Annotated in this window: 22 protein-coding genes and 1 other annotated feature; of the genes, 19 read left to right on the top strand and 3 right to left on the bottom strand. The window is 40.5% G+C overall.

Annotated elements, in window-relative coordinates; translation table 11 throughout:
• The first annotated feature begins 172 nt into the window (after window positions 1-172).
• The 4 genes from BN1765_RS14290 to BN1765_RS14275 all read left to right on the top strand — a co-directional run bounded on the left by BN1765_RS14290 (window position 173) and on the right by BN1765_RS14275 (window position 6,460).
• Window positions 173-2,065 carry an LTA synthase family protein gene (locus tag BN1765_RS14290; protein ID WP_230199533.1) on the top strand — a complete coding sequence of 631 codons (1,893 nt, stop codon included), beginning with the start codon at window positions 173-175 and terminating at the stop codon, window positions 2,063-2,065.
• Between the two features lie 289 nt (window positions 2,066-2,354).
• Window positions 2,355-2,621, top strand: a binding site (T-box leader).
• Window positions 2,622-2,682: 61 nt separating this feature from the next.
• Window positions 2,683-3,894, top strand: a complete 1,212-nt coding sequence (locus BN1765_RS14285; RefSeq protein ID WP_050615767.1) for an MFS transporter — start codon at window positions 2,683-2,685, stop codon at window positions 3,892-3,894.
• A 470-nt stretch (window positions 3,895-4,364) separates the two neighbouring features.
• Complete coding sequence (locus BN1765_RS14280) at window positions 4,365-5,222, top strand: M14 family zinc carboxypeptidase (protein WP_050615766.1); 858 nt, start codon at window positions 4,365-4,367, stop codon at window positions 5,220-5,222.
• Window positions 5,223-5,356: 134 nt separating this feature from the next.
• Entirely contained in the window at window positions 5,357-6,460 is a 1,104-nt protein-coding gene (locus tag BN1765_RS14275; protein WP_050615765.1) for a YqgU-like beta propeller domain-containing protein, read from the top strand.
• A gap of 25 nt (window positions 6,461-6,485) precedes the next feature.
• Here the strand turns inward: BN1765_RS14275 and BN1765_RS19355 are convergent, their stop codons facing one another.
• Window positions 6,486-6,659 (bottom strand): DUF2759 domain-containing protein, encoded by a 174-nt coding sequence (locus tag BN1765_RS19355; RefSeq protein ID WP_069203036.1) that lies wholly within the window; start codon window positions 6,657-6,659, stop codon window positions 6,486-6,488.
• 213 nt (window positions 6,660-6,872) lie between these two features.
• Between BN1765_RS19355 and BN1765_RS14270 the strand changes: the two genes are divergently transcribed.
• Window positions 6,873-7,508, top strand: coding sequence for an MBL fold metallo-hydrolase (locus BN1765_RS14270; RefSeq protein WP_050615764.1), 636 nt, complete (start codon window positions 6,873-6,875; stop codon window positions 7,506-7,508).
• Between the two features lie 152 nt (window positions 7,509-7,660).
• Window positions 7,661-8,782 carry a class I SAM-dependent methyltransferase gene (locus tag BN1765_RS14265; RefSeq protein ID WP_050615763.1) on the top strand — a complete coding sequence of 374 codons (1,122 nt, stop codon included), beginning with the start codon at window positions 7,661-7,663 and terminating at the stop codon, window positions 8,780-8,782.
• 107 nt (window positions 8,783-8,889) lie between these two features.
• Here the strand turns inward: BN1765_RS14265 and BN1765_RS14260 are convergent, their stop codons facing one another.
• Both BN1765_RS14260 and BN1765_RS14255 read right to left on the bottom strand, forming a co-directional pair.
• Entirely contained in the window at window positions 8,890-9,135 is a 246-nt protein-coding gene (locus BN1765_RS14260; protein WP_050615762.1) for a DUF2626 domain-containing protein, read from the bottom strand.
• Window positions 9,136-9,221: 86 nt separating this feature from the next.
• A complete protein-coding gene (locus BN1765_RS14255) occupies window positions 9,222-9,923 on the bottom strand; it encodes a helix-turn-helix transcriptional regulator (RefSeq protein ID WP_050615761.1) in 702 nt (233 codons plus the stop codon).
• A 289-nt stretch (window positions 9,924-10,212) separates the two neighbouring features.
• Here BN1765_RS14255 and comGA point away from each other — a divergent pair, with 289 nt between their 5' ends.
• The 13 genes from comGA (at window position 10,213) to BN1765_RS14190 (ending at window position 19,433) form a co-directional block, all read left to right on the top strand.
• The gene (gene comGA, locus BN1765_RS14250; RefSeq protein ID WP_050615760.1) at window positions 10,213-11,274 is read left to right on the top strand and encodes a competence type IV pilus ATPase ComGA; all 1,062 of its coding nucleotides are present in this window, start codon (window positions 10,213-10,215) and stop codon (window positions 11,272-11,274) included.
• Window positions 11,177-12,301: a competence type IV pilus assembly protein ComGB gene (gene comGB, locus BN1765_RS14245; protein ID WP_082195488.1), complete on the top strand. Its 1,125-nt coding sequence runs from the start codon at window positions 11,177-11,179 to the stop codon at window positions 12,299-12,301. Before comGA ends, comGB begins: the two co-directional genes overlap by 98 nt.
• Window positions 12,302-12,325: 24 nt before the next feature.
• On the top strand, window positions 12,326-12,631 hold the full coding sequence (comGC, locus tag BN1765_RS14240) for a competence type IV pilus major pilin ComGC (RefSeq protein WP_050615758.1): 306 nt from the start codon (window positions 12,326-12,328) through the stop codon (window positions 12,629-12,631).
• Window positions 12,591-13,064, top strand: a complete 474-nt coding sequence (gene comGD / locus BN1765_RS14235) for a competence type IV pilus minor pilin ComGD (RefSeq protein ID WP_082195487.1) — start codon at window positions 12,591-12,593, stop codon at window positions 13,062-13,064. Before comGC ends, comGD begins: the two co-directional genes overlap by 41 nt.
• Complete coding sequence (locus BN1765_RS14230) at window positions 13,054-13,368, top strand: hypothetical protein (RefSeq protein WP_050615756.1); 315 nt, start codon at window positions 13,054-13,056, stop codon at window positions 13,366-13,368. Before comGD ends, BN1765_RS14230 begins: the two co-directional genes overlap by 11 nt.
• Window positions 13,343-13,804, top strand: coding sequence for a competence type IV pilus minor pilin ComGF (comGF, locus tag BN1765_RS14225; RefSeq protein WP_147554207.1), 462 nt, complete (start codon window positions 13,343-13,345; stop codon window positions 13,802-13,804). The genes BN1765_RS14230 and comGF overlap by 26 nt, the downstream gene beginning before the upstream one ends.
• A 131-nt stretch (window positions 13,805-13,935) precedes the next feature.
• The gene (comGG, locus tag BN1765_RS14220; RefSeq protein ID WP_082195486.1) at window positions 13,936-14,319 is read left to right on the top strand and encodes a competence type IV pilus minor pilin ComGG; all 384 of its coding nucleotides are present in this window, start codon (window positions 13,936-13,938) and stop codon (window positions 14,317-14,319) included.
• Window positions 14,320-14,362: 43 nt separating this feature from the next.
• On the top strand, window positions 14,363-14,836 hold the full coding sequence (locus tag BN1765_RS14215) for a shikimate kinase (RefSeq protein ID WP_261797574.1): 474 nt from the start codon (window positions 14,363-14,365) through the stop codon (window positions 14,834-14,836).
• 29 nt (window positions 14,837-14,865) lie between these two features.
• Window positions 14,866-15,045 carry a YqzE family protein gene (locus tag BN1765_RS14210; RefSeq protein ID WP_050615752.1) on the top strand — a complete coding sequence of 60 codons (180 nt, stop codon included), beginning with the start codon at window positions 14,866-14,868 and terminating at the stop codon, window positions 15,043-15,045.
• A 525-nt stretch (window positions 15,046-15,570) separates the two neighbouring features.
• Window positions 15,571-16,578 carry an ABC transporter ATP-binding protein gene (locus BN1765_RS14205; RefSeq protein ID WP_050615751.1) on the top strand — a complete coding sequence of 336 codons (1,008 nt, stop codon included), beginning with the start codon at window positions 15,571-15,573 and terminating at the stop codon, window positions 16,576-16,578.
• Between the two features lies 1 nt (window position 16,579).
• Window positions 16,580-17,527 (top strand): ATP-binding cassette domain-containing protein, encoded by a 948-nt coding sequence (locus BN1765_RS14200; RefSeq protein ID WP_050615750.1) that lies wholly within the window; start codon window positions 16,580-16,582, stop codon window positions 17,525-17,527.
• 1 nt (window position 17,528) lies between these two features.
• Window positions 17,529-18,491, top strand: coding sequence for an oligopeptide ABC transporter permease (gene opp4B / locus BN1765_RS14195; protein WP_050615749.1), 963 nt, complete (start codon window positions 17,529-17,531; stop codon window positions 18,489-18,491).
• 24 nt (window positions 18,492-18,515) lie between these two features.
• A complete protein-coding gene (locus BN1765_RS14190) occupies window positions 18,516-19,433 on the top strand; it encodes an ABC transporter permease (protein ID WP_050615748.1) in 918 nt (305 codons plus the stop codon).

The following is a 19,433-nucleotide window of genomic DNA, read 5'->3' as shown; positions in this document are numbered from 1 at the left end:
GGTGATGAATGAATGAAAACCCCGCTGATTAAAGTTTCGCTTTATGCGTAAGGACATAATTTGATTTTTAAGACAAGAAGAAGTAAGATTTATCATATAATAAATGGTTAATATTTACTTTTTGTTTTCAAAAGCGGATAAGGACAAAGCTAGCTGTTAAGGGGAGGTAAAAATGAAGGGAAAAATGATAAGGCTTACGTGGCCGTCCAAGCGCATTTCATTGATGGCTCTGGCGATTATCATGCTGTGGCTCAAAACATACATCACTTATAAAATAAGCTTTGATATAAAAATCGAGAATGCTATACAGGAACTGATCCTGTTCATCAATCCATTGGCGTTTCTTATGATAGTCTTTGGGGGATCGCTTTTCTTTAAAAACAAATTTAAATCCGGTTATATTCTGGGCGCAAGTTGTCTTGTGTCTGCCATTCTATACGGAAATGTTGTGTATTACCGGGAGTTTACCGACTTCCTGACGATTCCGTTGCTCTTCCAGGCCAGTAATATGGGAGAGCTGGGAGAAAGCATTTTCCATCTGCTATCGCCGTGGGATATTTTATTCTTTTTAGATGTTTTTGTATTGGTGCTGTTAATAAAATGGAAGCCCGCCTTTGTGTCGGCTACGCCATATAACAAGCGAAAACAAAAGGTGTATGTGTTGCTCGTGGCCGCCATTTCTTTTTTGAATCTTGGCTTGGCAGAAACGGAACGCCCCCAGTTGCTGACGCGCACGTTTGATCGAGAAATGCTAGTCAAGAATATAGGAACCTACAACTACCATATCTACGATGCATTTCTTCAATCTAAGTCCTCGGCACAAAGAGCGTTAGCGGATGGCACTGAATTGGCTGACATCGAAAACTATGTACGAGCTAACTACAAACAAGAAAATCCGGCCATGTTTGGGGCAGCAAAAGGAAAAAATGTCATCATGATCAGTATGGAAAGCACGCAGAATTTTGTCATAAACGAGACTGTCAACGGCCAGGAGATAACCCCGTTTTTAAACTCGTTCATTAAGGACAGTTACTATTTCAATCATTTCTACCATCAAGTAGGGCAAGGAAAGACGTCGGATTCTGAGTTCATTGTGGAAAATTCGCTGTATCCATTAAGCAGGGGAGCCGTATTTTTCACAAATCCGAGAAATCAATACAGGGCCACGCCGGAAATCCTTAATGAAGCGGGTTATTCAACTGCCTCGCTTCATGCCAATAATAAAAGCTTCTGGAACCGGGATGTAATGTATGGATCGCTTGGATACCAACGATTTTATAATATTGAAGACTATACGGTTAACGAGGAGAACTCAGTTGGCTGGGGATTAAAGGATAAAGACTTTTTTGAACAATCTATAGAACACTTAAAGGAATTGGAAGCGAAAGGCAAACCATTCTACGCCAAATTCATTACACTTACCAATCATTATCCTTTCACACTGGATGAGAAGGATGCTTCGATTGCGCCCTATGACTCCAACTCAAAAACGCTTAATCAGTATTTTTTGACTGTCCGTTATATGGATGAAGCAATTGGGCATTTCATTGATTTATTGAAGAAGGAAGGGCTCTACGACAATTCCGTCATCATTTTATACGGTGATCATTACGGGATATCAGAGAACCATAATGCAGCTATGGCGCAATATTTGAATAAAGAGGAAATTACACCGTATGATTCTGCGCAGCTGCAAAAGGTCCCATTAATTATCCATATTCCCGGCCACAAGGGAAAAGTGATGACAGAGGTAGCCGGACAGGTAGATCTTAAACCAACCTTGCTGCATCTGTTAGGAATCCCAACGAAAGACAATATTGAGTTCGGCGCCGACTTATTCTCAAAGGACCGGTTAGGATTCACTGTTTTTCGAGATGGCAGCTTTATCACGGAGGACCTTACATTTACGAAAGATACTTGTTACAGCAATGTTAACGGGGAGCCGGTGGAGGATGCCGCTGCCTGCGGGCCATATGAAGAAAAAGCGAAGCAAGAACTCGAATTCTCCGACAAAATTATTTATGGAGACCTCCTTCGCTTCAATGAGAATGTAAAATCACCTTAAAGCGGCGATCATAAAACTATAGGATTTTGATTAAAAAATAAGAGCCATACTGCATCCTAAACGCAGTATGGCTCTTTAAAATTGTTTTACATTGGCATGCGCAGTTAATACTTAATGAAGAATAAAGTTGTATACTTTTTATTGAATCAATCCCCAGTTTGTTTAAGTACGTTTCTTCACAAACTTGGAACTGATTGTATACTTTTTATTCAATATAAGAATCTTACCTTAAATTTAAATAATACTTCTTTTATTCTGTTAATTACTGTATAATCACCCATAATATATAATAAATGCAATGAAGAGAAGAGTAAGTGTGTTCAAGCATAACAGAGAACTCCTGCTAGCTGAAAATGGAGGATGTAAAGGCACACCGAAACAAGTCTTGGAGCAATACATAGGATATTTCGTCTAGATATTGATTATGTGTCGGTTTCTCCCGTTATAGAGATAGAGTATAAACAGTTTTGTCGTACTCGAAAAGGTTTCTGTGGTAACACAGAAATAAACTGGGGTGGTACCACGAACTTCTAATATAAGGAGTCTCGTCCCCAAGGATCATATCCTTGGAGGTGAGATTTTTTTCGGTTTTAAACCTTATATTTAGGAGTGATAAGATGGAATGGAAAAACCCCCTTTTACTTTTATTTGGAATCGGAATATCAAATGTAGGTGCATGGGTTTATTTGATAGCTTTAAACTTAATTATATTAGATATGACGGGATCACCCTTAGCCATATCAATACTATATATTCTTTTACCTATCGCAACCTTATTTACAAATTTTTGGTCTGGAACTTTTATCGATCGATTAAATAAAAGAAACCTAATGATTTTTCTGGATTTAATTAGAGCGTTATTCATATTCACATTACCATTTCTAAATTCTCTTTTCCTGATTTACTTAGTAATCTTTCTAATTAATATAGCTAGCTCTATATTTGAACCAACTTCCATGGTCTACATGACTAAGTTAATTCCCAAGACGGATAGACAAAGATTTAATGCAATGAGAAACTTTATCAATTCATGTGGATTTATACTAGGACCTTCCATTGCAGGCTTTCTTTTTATTTTTGGTTCTCCTTACTTAGCTATTCAGATGAATTCTATTGCGTTATTTTTATCAGCAATAGTCATTCTACTACTTCCAAATGTGGAGATAAGGAAAGGAGATATCATATCAGAAAAGATTAATCTAGCATTAATTTATAACGACTGGAAAAGTATACTTAAATTTAGTCACACAAATATTCATGTGACCTTAGTTTATATTCTATTTAGTATAATTACAGTGTTTATGACTGCCTTAGATTCTTTGGAGGCTGCGTTCGCCACAGAAGTTCTATCTTTATCTGAAAGTACCTATGGATTTCTCGTTAGTATTGCGGGTGTTGGCATAATTGGCGGTTCATTAGTAAATGCTGTATTCGCCAATAAATTAAAATTAAATATTTTAATTGGACTTGGGGCGTTCTTTACTCCTATTGGCTACTTAATTTTTGCTTTTTCAGATGATTTCATAGGGGCATCTATTGGATTCTTCACTTTGACGTTTTTCTTATCATTCGCTAATATAGGTTTTTTAACTTTCTATCAAAACAACGTACCCGTAGATATTATGGGGAGATTCTCCAGTGTCTTTGGGATTTTGGAGGCTAGTTTAATAGTATTATTTACAGTCACAATTGGATTATCTGCTGAACTGTTTGAAATTCGTCCAATATACATCATAGGCTCCTTTGCTTTTTTAGTATTGGGGTTAATTATTAATTTTATTGTATCTGATAAGTCTAAAAGAAATTATTATGAACATGTAAAAGAATAATAAAAAAACATGTTGGAACAATAAATAAGTAGGTCCTTTTCTTAAATGGAGAAAAGGACCTTTTTTTAGTTATATCCTAGAAACTCTTCTTCTACAAACCTGCCCCATTAGCGACATAAGGAATGTTCTTCATATATAAACACCAACTTCACTATCATTTAACAGGAAATAAAAAATCAGGCATCAGAAAAGGTATACAACCAATTCAAGGATCATACAAATGGAAGTAAATACGGAATTACCGGCGAATTAGATTAAAACGAAAAAGGGATTTTGGGTGCCGAGGTTGGCGGATGGGAAAGGCTTGTTCATTTTAGGAACAAGTCTTTTTTAATCCCATTCTAGGAATCCTACTTCAAAAGCTGACACAACAACAGTAAGAATCCGATTGGTTCAACTCATAATCGGTGGAAAGAAGGCCATCAATCACAGTTTCACTGAATCTGAGAAAGGGGAAAGGTGAATTTGATATGCAGGGAGTTTACACATATGAGGTATTGCAAGAGGAAATCAGAGAGCTTATGGGGAATGTTCCTTCTATGGAATGCCGGGTGATTGGCAAAAGTGTCTTGAATCAAAATATATACGAGCTGCGCTGGGGAAGAGGAGAAAATATTGTCCATTACAATGCATCCTTTCATGCAAATGAATGGATTACCTCTGTGGTGTTGATGAACTGGTTGAAGCGCCTGGGCCAATCCAGCCAACTTATGCCCGGACTGCTCGACCAAATTCAGATTTCAGCTGTTCCAATGGTCAACCCTGACGGCGTCGAGTTGGTCGCTAAGGGTTCCCAAGTTACGGCCGGTATGAGCGATGTTGCTCGAATGAATGAATACAAGCCTGACTATAATGGCTGGAAAGCGAATATACGCGGCGTTGATCTGAATAAGCAATTTCCGGCGCATTGGGAGGAAAATAGAGAGAAAAGCTATTGCAGGCAACCGTATTATCGCGATTATCCAGGGGAGAAACCGCTGACAGAACCGGAAGCGATCGCCATGCAACAGTTAGTGGCAGGCAGTGATTTTCACCATATCCTGGCGCTCCATACTCAGGGGAAGGAATTCTACTGGGGGTATCGGGGATATGAACCGGAGGAAGCGGGTGAGTATGCATGTTGTTTGGAAGAGGCGGGTTGTTATAAAGCCATTCAGGATGTGGATAGTTCAGCTGGTTTCAGGGATTGGTTCATTTATCAATATAGGAAACCGGGTTTTACATTGGAACTGGGAAAAGGCATGAATCCGCTTCCGATGTCTCAATTGCCGGCAATCGAGAATGAGGCATTCCCTTTACTGGATAAAGCTCTCTTTCTAGGTAAATAGGTCCATATTGATTTATTTGCCCTTTACACCTTTTATAAACTGAATTTATTTACTATGATAGTCGTATGCAAAAGAAATTGTACCATGTAGTATGATCTCAATTGAGCTTTGCTGAAATATTGGGGTGAGAGTGTTTGAGGGAAAGTCAGGAAACAGAAACTGGCAATGCAAAGTTTTTGTTTTTATTTTTTTGTTTACTTGTTATCATTCTCGTTGGCTGTGAAGAAGAAGGAACCAATAAGGCAGTGCCTGAAGAAAAAAAACAGCAAGATGTAACAATTAAGCCCTTACCCCTGTCTGATGAGAAACATACTTTCCAAAATGCATACGGCTGGATTTCCGAGAATTCAATTCTTTATAGTGCAAAGGCTGGAAACAGGACGGTTATCATGACTTACGAGTTTGGCACCGGCAAGAAGAAAGAGATTTTTTCCACTACTGAAATGGTCGGTGGGGTTTCAATCTCGCCTAATAAGGAAATTATCCTTGTTTATATGCCGAATGGACAGAACAAAATGGGTATTCACATTCTGGAATGCAATGGAAAAGAACTGTATTCGTTTACAATTGCAGCCCATGAGCTAACCGTTTCATGGAATCCGTTTTCCGACAATATGATTTTGATTGACAGCTTCAATGAAGAGTGGTCATTCCAATCATATATTTGTTATTTCGAATTAGGAAAACTGGAGAAGGTTGCTTTGCCGAAACCTTTTGCACAATGGCAAAGTGCCCACTCTGTGGTGTATTTGGATTGGAATGAGGAAACCCCTCAGCTGACAACGCCGCTTAAAAGTTATGATTTATTGACGTCTTCATCTAAAGATCTCTATCAAGATAGCATAACATTCAGGGCGGAGAAAGAGATCCTTTTGACAATCAATCAGCACAAAGAGGACTCCATGGCCTTACAGTACGAATTCCATAAATGGAACGGCCAATCGTACAAAACGATGAAAGCGCCGGCAATCGGTTCTTATTCTGATTGGGTGATCCAACCGTTTGAATTGGTTGCCCCCAAAAATACGTTTATTACGTTCGTCCCGTATGAATCGGCTTTGGTCGATCAATATCAGAAACGGTACCGGTTAATCGCATTTAATTGGAAGACCGGCAAACAAGAAGTTCTGAAGGAACGGATTGATGCTGCTTCCATAGCATGTTCTCCGCAGGGAAATAAGTGTTTATACGGAAATAAACTCGAAAATAGTTTTGAATATAAAAAAATCTCCCCCTGATTGCAGGGAGGAGATTTTTTTGCATCTACATTTGAAGAGGCACTCCGTGTTTGATGGCAGTCATCAGCGCAAAAGCGCCAAAAATAAGAAAAGAGCCGACGGCAAATAGAATGCCAAGAATATTCTTTTGTTTAAACATGCGCAAAGAAGAAAAAGCTGCCAGTATAGCCACTAACGCAAAAATCACTACTAATCCCATTATGTCTCCCCCTTTTTACAATTTGGTTCAACGATGTTTATAAGATTTTCTTTTGATGTTCATGTAATCATCTACTATAATTTAGTAAAATAGCATTCGTACATATTTTAAATCTTTTTCTTATATTTGTCGAGAATTTCTAAATAAACGCTTTTGTGACAAATATGTAAATAAATGATAAAAGAAGAATATACTAAGAAAGTAGGGAATTTAATGAATTATTATCAATTGCCGCTCGGCCCGCTGGGAACCAATTGCTATATTGTTTCAAACGCCAAAAAAGAATGCCTAATCATTGATCCCGGTGAGGAAAGCCAAAAGATTATCCAGTATGTCAATACAAAACAATTGAAGCCTTTGGCTGTCCTGCTGACCCACGCCCATTTTGACCATATCGGGGCTTTAGATGAGGTAAGGAAAGCTTATAGCATCCCTGCATATGTACATAAGAAGGAAGCAAACTGGCTTGCCGATGCCTCATTGAATGGTTCCAGCCATTTTCTTATGGGCCAAAGCATTGTCCAGCAGCCGGCTGAAAAGATAATCACGGATGAAGGGAAGCTATCAATCGGGGATTTCAACTTTGCTATTTTTGAAACACCGGGGCATTCGCCGGGCAGCGTATCTTATTATGCAAAGGAAGACGGTTATCTGTTTTCGGGGGATGTCCTGTTTAAGGGAAGTATAGGGCGTACCGATCTGCCAGGAGGAAGCATGGATGTACTGATGCAATCCATCCATAAAAAAATTCTCGTCCTCCCTGAAGATACAATCATTCTGTCTGGCCACGGTCCGGTCACTCTGCTTCAGGATGAGATGGATGCCAATCCGTTCTTGAATGGTTTCTGATACGGCCAACTAGAAAAGCCTCCTCTGATGAGAAGGCTTTTCTGGGGGATATTCTACTTAATAATGGGAGGGGATATAGGTAAGCTACTATACAAAATATAGTATATATTTTCCAATATGTCAATAGTGAAAAACATTTATTAGGAGATTATATGGAAAATTATATAAAAAATGAAATCCTTAAAAATCCGGAAAACCGCATTACATATGCCCATTTTATCGAAATGGCCCTATATCATCCCATTTACGGCTATTATATGCAGAATAGAGCCAAAATTGGAAAAGGTGAAGATTTTTACACGAACAGCAATATGGGGAGTGTGTTCGGGGACGTATTAGGCAACTGGTTCTGCCGGCTTTTTAGAGACAATGATCTTCACCCCGCTATTTATGAATGCGGAGCGGGAACTGGAAAAATGGCCAATGATTTATTGAACCGCCTCAAAATGGTGGATCTAGACTTATATAATAGTCTGACGTATTTCATTATTGAAAAAAGCCCTTACCATCAAAAAATCCAATCCCAGCTCACAGCCGGCCATCCCCAAGTGAAAATCTTAGCAACCTTGCCTGAATCGGGATGGGAAGGCATCCTTTGGTCCAATGAGTATTTCGATGCTTTTCCTGTCCATGTAATCGAAAAGCAAAATCAGCAGTTATTTGAAATAATGGTTATGTTGGAAGGCGATCAGTTAAAAGAAACACGTCAACTGGCAACAGACAAGGAGATATACCGATATCTCCGTGACTATAATATTGTTTTGGGGGAAGGTCAGCGGATTGAAATTCCTCTTGCCATGGAAAAAGAAGCCCGCCGCATATATGGCCGATGCAACCGGGGCTTAGTCTTAAGCATCGATTATGGCTATCGCAATGAAGAATGGGGCCGCCCTGCCGCATACCGGGGCAGTTTAAGAGGCTACAAGAGACATATAATGCTAGATGATGTCCTCCAACAACCCGGCAGCATTGATATTACCTGCCACGTTCAGTGGGATACGTTGTTTTCACTCGGAAGAACAGCCGGTATGGACAATCATCCGCTGATGAACCAACAAGAATTTCTTCTTGCCAGCGGCATTTTGGAGCTGCTTGAAGAACAAGCAAGCGTAAGCAACTACAATCCTTTTTCTCCAGCCCATAAATACAACCGTTCAATTGCAGCCTGTCTTAACCCTGCCGGGATCAGCAATTACTTTCAGGTAGCGTTGCAGACGAAAGGCCTATCCACCGGCTGGCCTTTATTTGAACAAAGTATTTTTAACTCATTTTGATGATAAAAAGAGCTCCGAAGTTCCTGGATATACGTCCGGGAACGCCGAAGCTCTTTTTGGAAAATAACAAAGTAATAGACAAAGGTGTTTTGCAAAGTTGCCGATTCTTAATGTCCGCTTGCTCCGGGTACCATCATGAAAGTAGTCCAGTAGGTAAACCCTGCAAAGAATACAGTCAAATAGGCACCGAATACATAGATGTACATGCGCTCGGACAGCTTCAAATAACTTAGTAAAATAAAAAATCCCGTTTGACCGAAAAACAATAGTGAAGCTGTATACATGTCGCCCAAATAAAACATAACGGCAAAAATACCAGTCCAGAATCCAAGAACTCTGTACATGCGTTCCATCATGTATCCCTCCTTTGTCCCCAGCATGTTCATACGTACCAATTATAGTTTAAAATGTCTATAACTGTAAAGATTTGTTTTTGTTTCTAGTTTGTGACAGTTACACAGTAGCTGCAGCTTTCACACCCGGTTGTCATGTTTTCGGTTTCAACCAACTCAACAGCTTCAAAAACGGATGAGAACATCCCTTTCAGGAAGGCATTATGCATTCCGCATACAGAGTCCGATTGTTTGGAAGCCAGTTCCTTGAAGGGACAGTTGAAGATTTGAAAATGGATCTTGTTCTGTTCTTCATTTGCATGAAATTCAGGATAGAAGCCGGCCACAGTGGCTGCATTTCGGATGATCTTCATTTTTTCTTCAAAAGACAGCGTGTCCGCCTTCGCACCGCTTGTGTTTAATTCAGATTCAACCAGTTCTTTTCCGAAAGCTTTTCCAGTTTGGTATAAAGCCTCTTTGCCTGCATCTCCAAGTTTCATCATCGTTTCAATCGCTATTTTGGAAAGCAATTGATAATCGCGGTAGGGGAAGTGGAGCTGTATGACTTCGTTGGATAAGCGATATAAACGACTCGGACGGCCGCCTTTTCCGGTTTTTTTGGTTTCTGAGGTAAGCATATTGATATCTTCTAATTTAGATAAGTGCAACCGCGCTACATTGGGATGGATATTAAAATTATCCGCGATTTCCTGTACGGTTACTTCATTATGTTTTTTCGTAATATGCTGGTAAATATAATATCTAGTTGGATCGCTTAGTACATTTGTAATTTTTAATGTTTGTTCCACCAAAATCACCTCGGAATCATAATTAATACCATTGTAATACAGTTATTGTTGGTTTGGAATGTCATCCAAATAACAAGAAGAACGTTTTCTGAAAAGTTCACAAAGATGAAAGAAAATATTCGCCATATTGATAAGTAAATTTCGCAAACGGCTGACTTCTATATGCTTTTTGGCCGTAACGTGAGCATTTTGTGAAATCTTAAGTTTTTGCAAAAATAATTAAGATAGAGAAAGGATTTTGTATAGTACTGTCGAATTATGTTAAAAAGAGAAGGAGGTGAATTGAACAGTGTACAATACAGAGCAAATTGCAGAAGAATTATTGAAACGGGCGGTGGAATTAGGGGCTTCCGATATCCATATCTTTCCGAAAAACGGTAAGTCGCTGGTGCAGCTACGGGTTGACAACAAGCTTTTCCCGATTAAATGGCTGACGCGAGAGCAGGCAGAAAGGGTCATTTCCCATTTTAAATTTTTGTCCGGCATGGATATCGGCGAAAAAAGGAGGCCACAAAATGGGTCGATGAATTTTATGGTCCGTGAACAGATCGTCGGGCTCCGCTTATCTTCCCTGCCCGCTGCCGAAACCGAAACACTCGTCATCCGCTTGATCCCCCGCAAAAGCATCGTGCCGATCGAACGGTTGGCCTTATTCCCCGAAACAGCACGCAAAATCCTCGCCCTCATGAAACATTCCCATGGCCTTTTTATTTTTAGCGGCCCGACTGGATCCGGAAAAACCACTACCCTTTACTCCCTGCTTCATTATGCTAAAACCTTTATCCACCGCAATATCATCACATTGGAAGACCCCATCGAAAATGTTTCAGAAGATGTTTTACAAGTGCAAATCAACGAAAAAGCAGGCATTTCCTATTCGGTCGGCTTAAAGGCCGCCTTACGACATGATCCCGACATTATTATGGTCGGGGAAATCCGTGATGCCGAAACGGCAAAAATTGCTGTCCGGGCTGCGCTTACGGGGCACTTGATCCTCAGTACGATGCATACCCGGAATGCAGCCGGCGCTATTTCCCGTCTCCTGGAATTTGGTGTAGCGCACAGCGAAATCCAACAAACACTGATTGCCGTTTCCGCCCAGCGGTTGCTGGAATTGAAATGCCCCGTCTGTGAAGGAGAATGCTCGCCTTATTGCCACTACGGCAAACGTAACAAGAGGGCTAGCGTATATGAACTATTGCACGGCAAGGAATTATCAAGGCTCCTGGATGAAGGGGTGAAAGGGGAAGAACATGAATACACCTACCGGCTTCTGGAGGACGAGATTAACAAAGCCGTGGCACTTGGCTTTGCGCGGGAAGAAGAGTATGACCGCTGGGTTTATAAGTAACAAAGGAAAATGGAATAGAAAAGAACAATCTGTTTTTATACTTAAACTGGGCGAACTGCTTTCGGCCGGCTACCATTTATCGGAAGCGCTAACCTTTTTGCAATCGCAGGAAAAGGGGCCCAGAAGGCAAAAAGTCGAACAAAGCTTGTGTCAGTTGAAAAGCGGAAACAGTCTTCATGATGTATTGCTTCATCTTGGCTTTCACCCCCATCTATTGCAGTTTGTCTACTATGCCGAATATTACGGCGATGTGCCGAAAGCCCTTATGGAAGGAGGAGAGTTCTGGAGGAAAAGAAGCCAAGACCGTGAACAATTGATAAAGGTTTTAATGTATCCTATGATGCTTGTCATGATGGTAGTGATCATTGGTTTTATGCTGCAAAGCATGCTGTTGCCTAAGTTTCAGGCTCTATACGAGAGTATGGAAATGGCCCCTTCGTTAGCCATGAAAGTTGTCCAGGCTGTTTCCTCGCTCTCCGGCGTTCTTCCTTATGTCCTCAGTTTCATCCTTCTAGTTGCCGTTCTTTTTTATCAATTTTGGTTCAAACATTGGGAACCCTTGCAAAAAAAGAGCTTAATTCTTCGCATCCCCTTTATCGGGGCCTATATCCGCTTATATGATACCTATTATTTATCCTTTCAGCTCGGTGCTCTTCTGTCGGGGGGACTATCGATCAATGATAGTATTCACCTGTTCGCTAAGCACAACCAGCAGCCTTTCTTCCAGCATTTCTGCCAATATATTTACCTGGAGCTGGTTTCCGGGCAAAGCCTCGAGTCCGTCTTCAAAAATCATCCTTATTTTGAACCTTATTTGCCTGATGTCGTTGAAAATGGGCAGAAAAACGGAAAATTGGATCAAGAGTTATACCATTACAGCAAGCTGTTGATGGCACGCATAGAGCAAAATATGTCCCGGATGATTAAATTGGTGCAGCCGGTCCTTTTCATCTCTGTAGGCTTAATTGTTGTTGCCATTTACTTGTCTGTCCTCATGCCGATGTTTTCCATGATGGACCATTTATAGATATTAATATTGTGAGGTGCATGAATGAAACAGAAAGGTTTTACCTTAATTGAAATGCTGATTGTTTTGCTGGTGATTTCTGTATTGCTGGTCATTACAGTACCGAATATTGTGAAGCACCAAAAATCAATCCGCAACAAAGGTTGTGAAGCTTTTGTCAAGATGGTGCAGGCCCAGGTGGAAGCCTATCAAATCGATAATGAAACCATGCCTGCCAGCCTTGATGAATTGCAGTCCAAAGGGTATATAGAGAAAACAACCTGCCCGAACGGATCAAAGGTAGCAATGGATGCAGAAGGCAAGGTTACTGCAGATGCAGGGAAAAAATAAGAGTTGCCAAAATGGATATACATTGATTGAGATGCTGGTGGTGCTAAGCATTTTTATGTTGTTGATAGGCATTACTGTCACCATGCTCCCTAAACATAAAGAAAAAAGAGAAATGGAAGCGTTTCTCCGGCAATTCTCTAAGGATTATTATTTTGCCCAGTCTTATGCGATCGACCGGCAGATCACAATATCATTTCTCCTGGATTACGAACATCATCAATATTTTGCGCAAATAGACACGAATGAGCGGTTGTTCACCAAAAGTATGCCTGCTTATATAAAGGAACGTGACACCACCCTCGGCAGGCGCCTGTATTTTAATGCGGTAGGCCATGTATCCAAGTCCGGAACCTGGTTGTTTATTGGCAAACAATATAAATACATGTTTACGGTGATGCTGGGGAAAGGCAGGCATTATTATCGTGAATACTAAAGGGTTCATATTGCTTGATACGCTGGCCGCCTTCAGCATGGCACTGGTGGTCTGCCTGCTTTTATTGCCTATATTGGTGGATATCCAGCACAGGCGTGATGATTTGGACAAGGAGCGCATTCATTATCACGAACTGTATGACCGGCTGGAGTTCTATGCAAGGACAGGCACTGTTAAGGATTCTTCCTCATTTACCTTAACAGTTTTCCCTGAGGATTCTTCTTATATGGAAGGATGTATCGCTTATAAAGACAATAGGAAGAAAGATAAAAAAATATGTGACGTGGTCAGAAGGAAGCCATAGCGGCTTTACTTTAATTGAAATGTTGATTGCTTTGATGCTATTCATGCTTATCGCTTCATTGCTGTTGCAATCTCTGCTTGTCATCAAGCCGGGTTTCCAGCAAAAGAGAGGGCTAAATGCGCTGGAGTGGGAGCTTTTTCAAATGAATGTCCAAAGAGAAGTCAGGCAGGCTAGCAGCATTTCGGTAACGAATAATAAATTATATTTGATGGTTGACAGTGAAAAAGTGTCCATTGAACCATACGGGACAGTGATCAGAAGAAGAGTGGATGATAGTGGCCATGAATTGCTGCTTTATAATATCAGCAGTTTGCTAGTCTTTCAGAACGGCCAGGAAATTTCAATGGAGGTCACTGATCTTGTTGGCAAGACTCATCATGCCAACTTTTATCCCATTCTAACTGGCGCTAAAACGCCTACTTCAACACGGAAGTGAAGGTAAAGAAGTGTAAGTGGGAGACCAAGCGCCTGTTAGGACTCAGGTTGGTCCAACTAATAATTGGTAGGAAAGAAGGAAAATCCCCACCGATTAAAGCTTCACTTTATACATTGAATGAATAGAGGTTAATGATGGTTAAAGGAGATGGAGGATATGTTTATTTCCCTGTGCTTATTGTGATGGCGCTGTTCTTGGCGCTGATCGGGACAGAGTGCAATGAATGGCTGACAGAGAAGAAATTCACAAAAGAAATGGAAGGCAAGCTGCAAACAAACCATTTGCTTTCACTGGCTGTGTCTGATAGCGGAACGTATCTGAATGGCGACTTGGGCGTGGGGCAGGACGGCCTGCTGTATTACGAAAACGGGGATGTTTATTTCAGGATCGAAGAAAAGAGCGATGACATATTGCGGGTGCTGCTGTATGCAAGCGGAAAGAAAGGAGGGAAGGCAGAAGCAGCCTTCCGCTATAGCCTGCAAGAAAGCAAAATGATACAATGGGTAGAAAAATAAAGGCAGTGAAATAAAGTTGAAGACGATATTTTTAACAGGCTTTATGGGATCGGGAAAAACCACCTTGGGAAATTTGGTGGGGGCTATGCTGCAAATACCAGCGTATGATTTGGATTCACTAATTGTTGAAAAGGAAGGCAGAGACATTAATGCCATATTTGCCGAAGAAGGGGAAGATTATTTTCGCAAGGCGGAGAGTGAAGTATTGCGCACAGTGCCAATCGAAGATGCTATAGTCATGACGGGAGGCGGCTTGGTCATAAAGGAAGAAAACAGGAATTGGATGATGGAACATGGAACTGTGATTTATCTGCATTGTGAAATCGATGAAATCCATAAACGGTTAATGAATGATGAAAGTCGCCCACTGGGCAGTGGCAAGACAAAGGCTGAATTAACAAAACTTTTGATTGGCAGACTGCGAATGTATGGAGAAGCCCATTTTTCAGTGGATGTTACCCATCTTGCGCCTGAACAGGCTGCCGAACGAATTCTGGCGTGTATAAAGGGCGAGTAAAGGGCCCATACTGTTAAGGGTGATTATTCATGAAAACCAATGATTTTATAAAATTCCTAACACAACAATTTGTGCGGTATTTCAGCCAGTCAAAAAGCGTCCGCCATGAAATGAGAAAAGAAAAAAAAGAACAGCGAAAACCTTATCCTAACCAGCTATTCGGCATGGTTCCCTTTGCCATTATGATGCTTTTTAAAGGCAAGAAATAACGATAAAGCGCCCCCATTCTATCTATTAGAATGAGGGCGCTTTTCTGTATGCATAGAATTGACCGGACAAAAGAATGCTTTACAAGTGGGACAAAAAGTTATACATTTTTATTACCAAAAATTGTAATGATATTGTAAGAATATTGTGAATAGAATATAAAAAGGACGTCCTCAGCCAATAAGTGAGGGCGCGTGCCATTTTTGCAAGATCTGGATATTTGTTTCATTATTTTCTAAATAAAATTATATTTAAAAAATTAAGAATATATAAAATTTTATTGACAATAAAAGTGATAGGAGTGTAAAATATGTTAAGAATTAGTATATATTGTCACAAAAAGGGTCTTTTATCCTGTATAGAATAGAGTTTATCTCTTGTCTATGAACTAAATTATCAGAATATATACTTTTTTGAAAAAATATAAAAGGGTGAATCTCGGTATCTGATACAGAAAATTCAGTATATTCATCCTTATATTGGAAAGATTCTAAGGAAGAAATATAGATAAGGAGGGAAAAATAGTAGTGAATGCCGAACGCCAATTGCTAGAAATTAATCATTTACATACTAGTTTCCGAATTAAAGACACGTATTATGATGCAGTGGATGATGTGTCTATCTCTCTTTATAAGAATGAAATCCTCGCAATTGTGGGGGAATCAGGCTGTGGAAAGAGTACACTGGCAACTTCGATCGTAGGTTTGCACAATCCTCTCAATACGAAAGTCACCGGCGAAATCAAGTTCAAAGATATGAACTTGGCCAATTTAAAGGAAGATAAATATAATCGGGTACGCGGCAATGACATCGGAATGATTTTCCAAGACCCTTTATCAGCCTTGAATCCTTTAATGCGAATCGAAGATCAAATAAAAGAATCATTGATTTACCATACTAAAATGTCAAAATCACAACAACAAGAGCGAGTTATTGAACTGCTTAACCAAGTAGGAATACCTAATCCTCAACGTGTAGCAAGACAATTCCCTCATGAACTGTCCGGTGGTATGCGCCAGCGTGTCATGATTGCGATTGCCCTCTCTTGTAAACCTTCTATTATTATTGCCGATGAACCGACAACGGCATTGGATGTAACGATACAGGCGCAGATATTGGACCTTCTTAAATCATTGCAGGAAGAAACACAATCAGGGATTATCCTGATCACACATGATTTAGGTGTTGTGGCCGAAATGGCGGACCGGGTGGCGGTTATGTACGGCGGAGAAATAGTGGAAGAAGCGCCGGTGGAAGAGCTCTTTGGAAACCCGAAGCATCCGTATACAAGATCGTTGTTTAACTCCATTCCTCAGATGAACAGCGAGGAAGAGGAATTGAAAGTGATACAGGGAATAGTCCCTTCTTTAGCGAAAATGCCTAGAAAAGGCTGCCGTTTTTCTGCAAGGATTCCATGGATTCCTGAGAATTGCCATGAAGAAAGCCCAAAATTGCATGAAGTTGCACCAGGCCATTTCGTAAGGTGCACCTGTTGGCAGCACTTTCACTTTGAGGACGAGGAAGGGGCGCAATAAGATGAGCTTTTTAGAAATCAAAGATTTGAAAGTCCACTATCCGATCCGGGGGGGCTTCTTTAATACAGTCGTAGACCATGTGTATGCCGTTGATGGAGTCAATATGATTATTGAACAAGGGAAAACATACGGTTTGGTGGGAGAATCAGGGTCGGGCAAGTCTACAACGGGCAAGGCTATTATCGGCCTAGAAAAAATAACATCCGGCGAAATCATCTATGAGGGCAAGAATGTGGCCGGGAAAAACAGAGGTCGCAGATCCGCTTTCAATAAAGATGTCCAGATGATCTTCCAGGATTCCATGAGCAGCTTGAATCCTCGCAAACGAGTGCGTGATCTGATTGCCGAGCCGATCAGGAACTTCCAGCGGCTGAGCGACCAAGAAGAAAGAAAACGCGTACTGGAATTATTGGATATCGTTGGCATGCCCGAAGATGCGATGTATAAATATCCGCATGAGTTCTCCGGCGGGCAGCGCCAAAGGTTGGGCGTAGCGCGAGCCGTCGCTTGCAATCCGAAGCTGATCATCGCGGATGAGCCGGTATCGGCGCTGGATTTATCGGTACAAGCCCAGGTTCTGAACTTTATGAAAAATATTCAGCAACAATACGGTTTGAGTTACTTATTTATTTCGCATGATCTAGGCGTTGTAAGACATATGTGTGATTATATCTCCATTATGTATAAGGGGCGTTTTGTTGAAACGGGTACGCGCGAAGAGATTTATTCAAACCCGAAACATATCTATACACAACGGCTCATATCGGCCATACCTAATATAAATCCGCTTGTCCGAGAGGAAAATAAATCAAATCGTAGAGCTGTCGATGCTTTTTATCGGGAGAATGAACATTTATATTTTGATGAAAACGGAAAAGTGTACGATTTAAACCCTCTTACAAAGACGCATCATGTAGCGATAAAAGAATCGATAAAGGGGGCCATCTGATATGTGGAAAACGGTAGTCAGACGAGTGCTTGTTATGATTCCACAACTTTTTATTCTAAGCATACTGATTTTTGTTTTAGCAAAATTCATGCCTGGAGATCCTTTTACAGGGTTGATTACACCTGAAACAGATCCTGCTGTCATTGAAGAGTTGAAAGTGGAATCGGGATTTTATGATCCGTGGTACACCCAATATTTTCGCTGGATCAATAATTCAATCCATGGTGATTTTGGATTAAGCTACTCCTTTAAAGTAAGCGTTGCTTCGTTAATAGGTGATCGGGCGTTAAATACACTGTGGTTGTCACTATTGAGTGCGGTTTTGGTATATGCGATTGCGATTCCATTGGGAATGCTGGCGGGCCGATATCAGAATTCATTCCTCGATAAATTTGTAGTGTTATACAGCTATGTGTCTTACGCGATTCCTACTTTCGTACTTGGGCTAATTTTCTTATTCATTTTCGGCTATTCATTCGGTTGGTTCCCTACCAGTGGAACCGTCGATGTAAACGCTGATCCAGGTACTTTCTCCTATATGTGGAGTAAGTTTTACCATCTTCTCCTCCCAGCCATTACATTTGCTATTTTGGGCACGACTTCAATTATTCAATATTTACGTAATGAAGTGATTGATGCAAAAGGGATGGATTTTGTAAAGACCGCTCGCAGTAAAGGAATACCGATGAAGAAGGTATATTCAAAGCATATCTTTAGAAATTCTATCTTACCGATAGCGGCGTTTTTTGGTCTTACCATTACCGGACTGCTCACTGGATCTATTTTTATAGAAACCATTTTCGGCTACCCTGGCATGGGTCAATTATTCGTGAGTTCCATTACGAGCCGTGATTATAGCGTCATTACAGCCCTAGTCATGCTATATGGACTTTTGACTTTAGTGGGTAGTCTATTATCGGATATTATCCTGAGTATTGTCGATCCGCGCATCAGAGTTGAATAAAAGATAGATTGAGGGGTGACAGATATGAATACAAATGAAACTGAAATCATAACAGAGGCGGTTCCAACCGTTTCAATCAGTAATCCGCCTACAGGTTTCCGTGTTATTATGCGGGAATTTAAAAAAGACAAATTAGCGATGGCATCCCTTATTATTCTGGTTGTGCTTATAGTTGGCATATTCATTGGAGCTATGATGATAAACCAGGAAGAAGTGATGAAAGTCAGCTTGAGCGACCGTTATGCGGGACCTGGTGAAGGTTTTTTCCTTGGTGCTGATCAGGGCGGCCGATCTATTATGGGGCAATTGGTAATTGGAGCAAGAAACTCGATTGCAATTGGTTTTTCCATTACGATCTTGACGGCTATTATCGGAATTGCTTTCGGTCTGGTTACGGGTTTTTATGGAGGAATGATTGACAATATTTTGATGAGGATTAATGATTTTATCCTTGTATTGCCAACTTTAATGATTATTATTGTATTTGTTACAATTGTTCCCAAATACAATTTATATAGTTTTATATTTATCATGTCTGCTTTTTACTGGGTAGGGACGGCGAGATTAATCAGAAGTAAGGCCTTATCAGAGAGCAGAAGAGATTATGTGAGTGCCTCTAAAACAATGGGTACAAGTGATTTTGTCATTATTTTCAAACAGATTATGCCGAACATCAGCTCGTTGATCATTGTTGAGCTGACATTGAACTTTGCCGGAAATATAGGTATTGAAACAGGACTGTCCTATTTGGGATTTGGATTACCGCCCAATGTACCGAGCCTTGGTACGTTAATCAGTTATTCGACAAACCCTGAAGTCCTTTCTGGCATGTGGTGGATTTGGTTGCCAGCATCATTACTGATTCTTGTATTGATGTTAGGAATAAATTATGTTGGACAGGCGCTACGCCGTGCAGCAGATTCAAGACAAAGATTAGGATAA

This window comes from Bacillus testis (genome assembly GCF_001243895.1).
GTDB lineage: Bacteria > Bacillota > Bacilli > Bacillales > DSM-1321 > Bacillus_AD > Bacillus_AD testis.
Note: the sequence above shows the minus strand (reverse complement) of the source record. Positions and strands in the feature narration are given on the sequence as shown.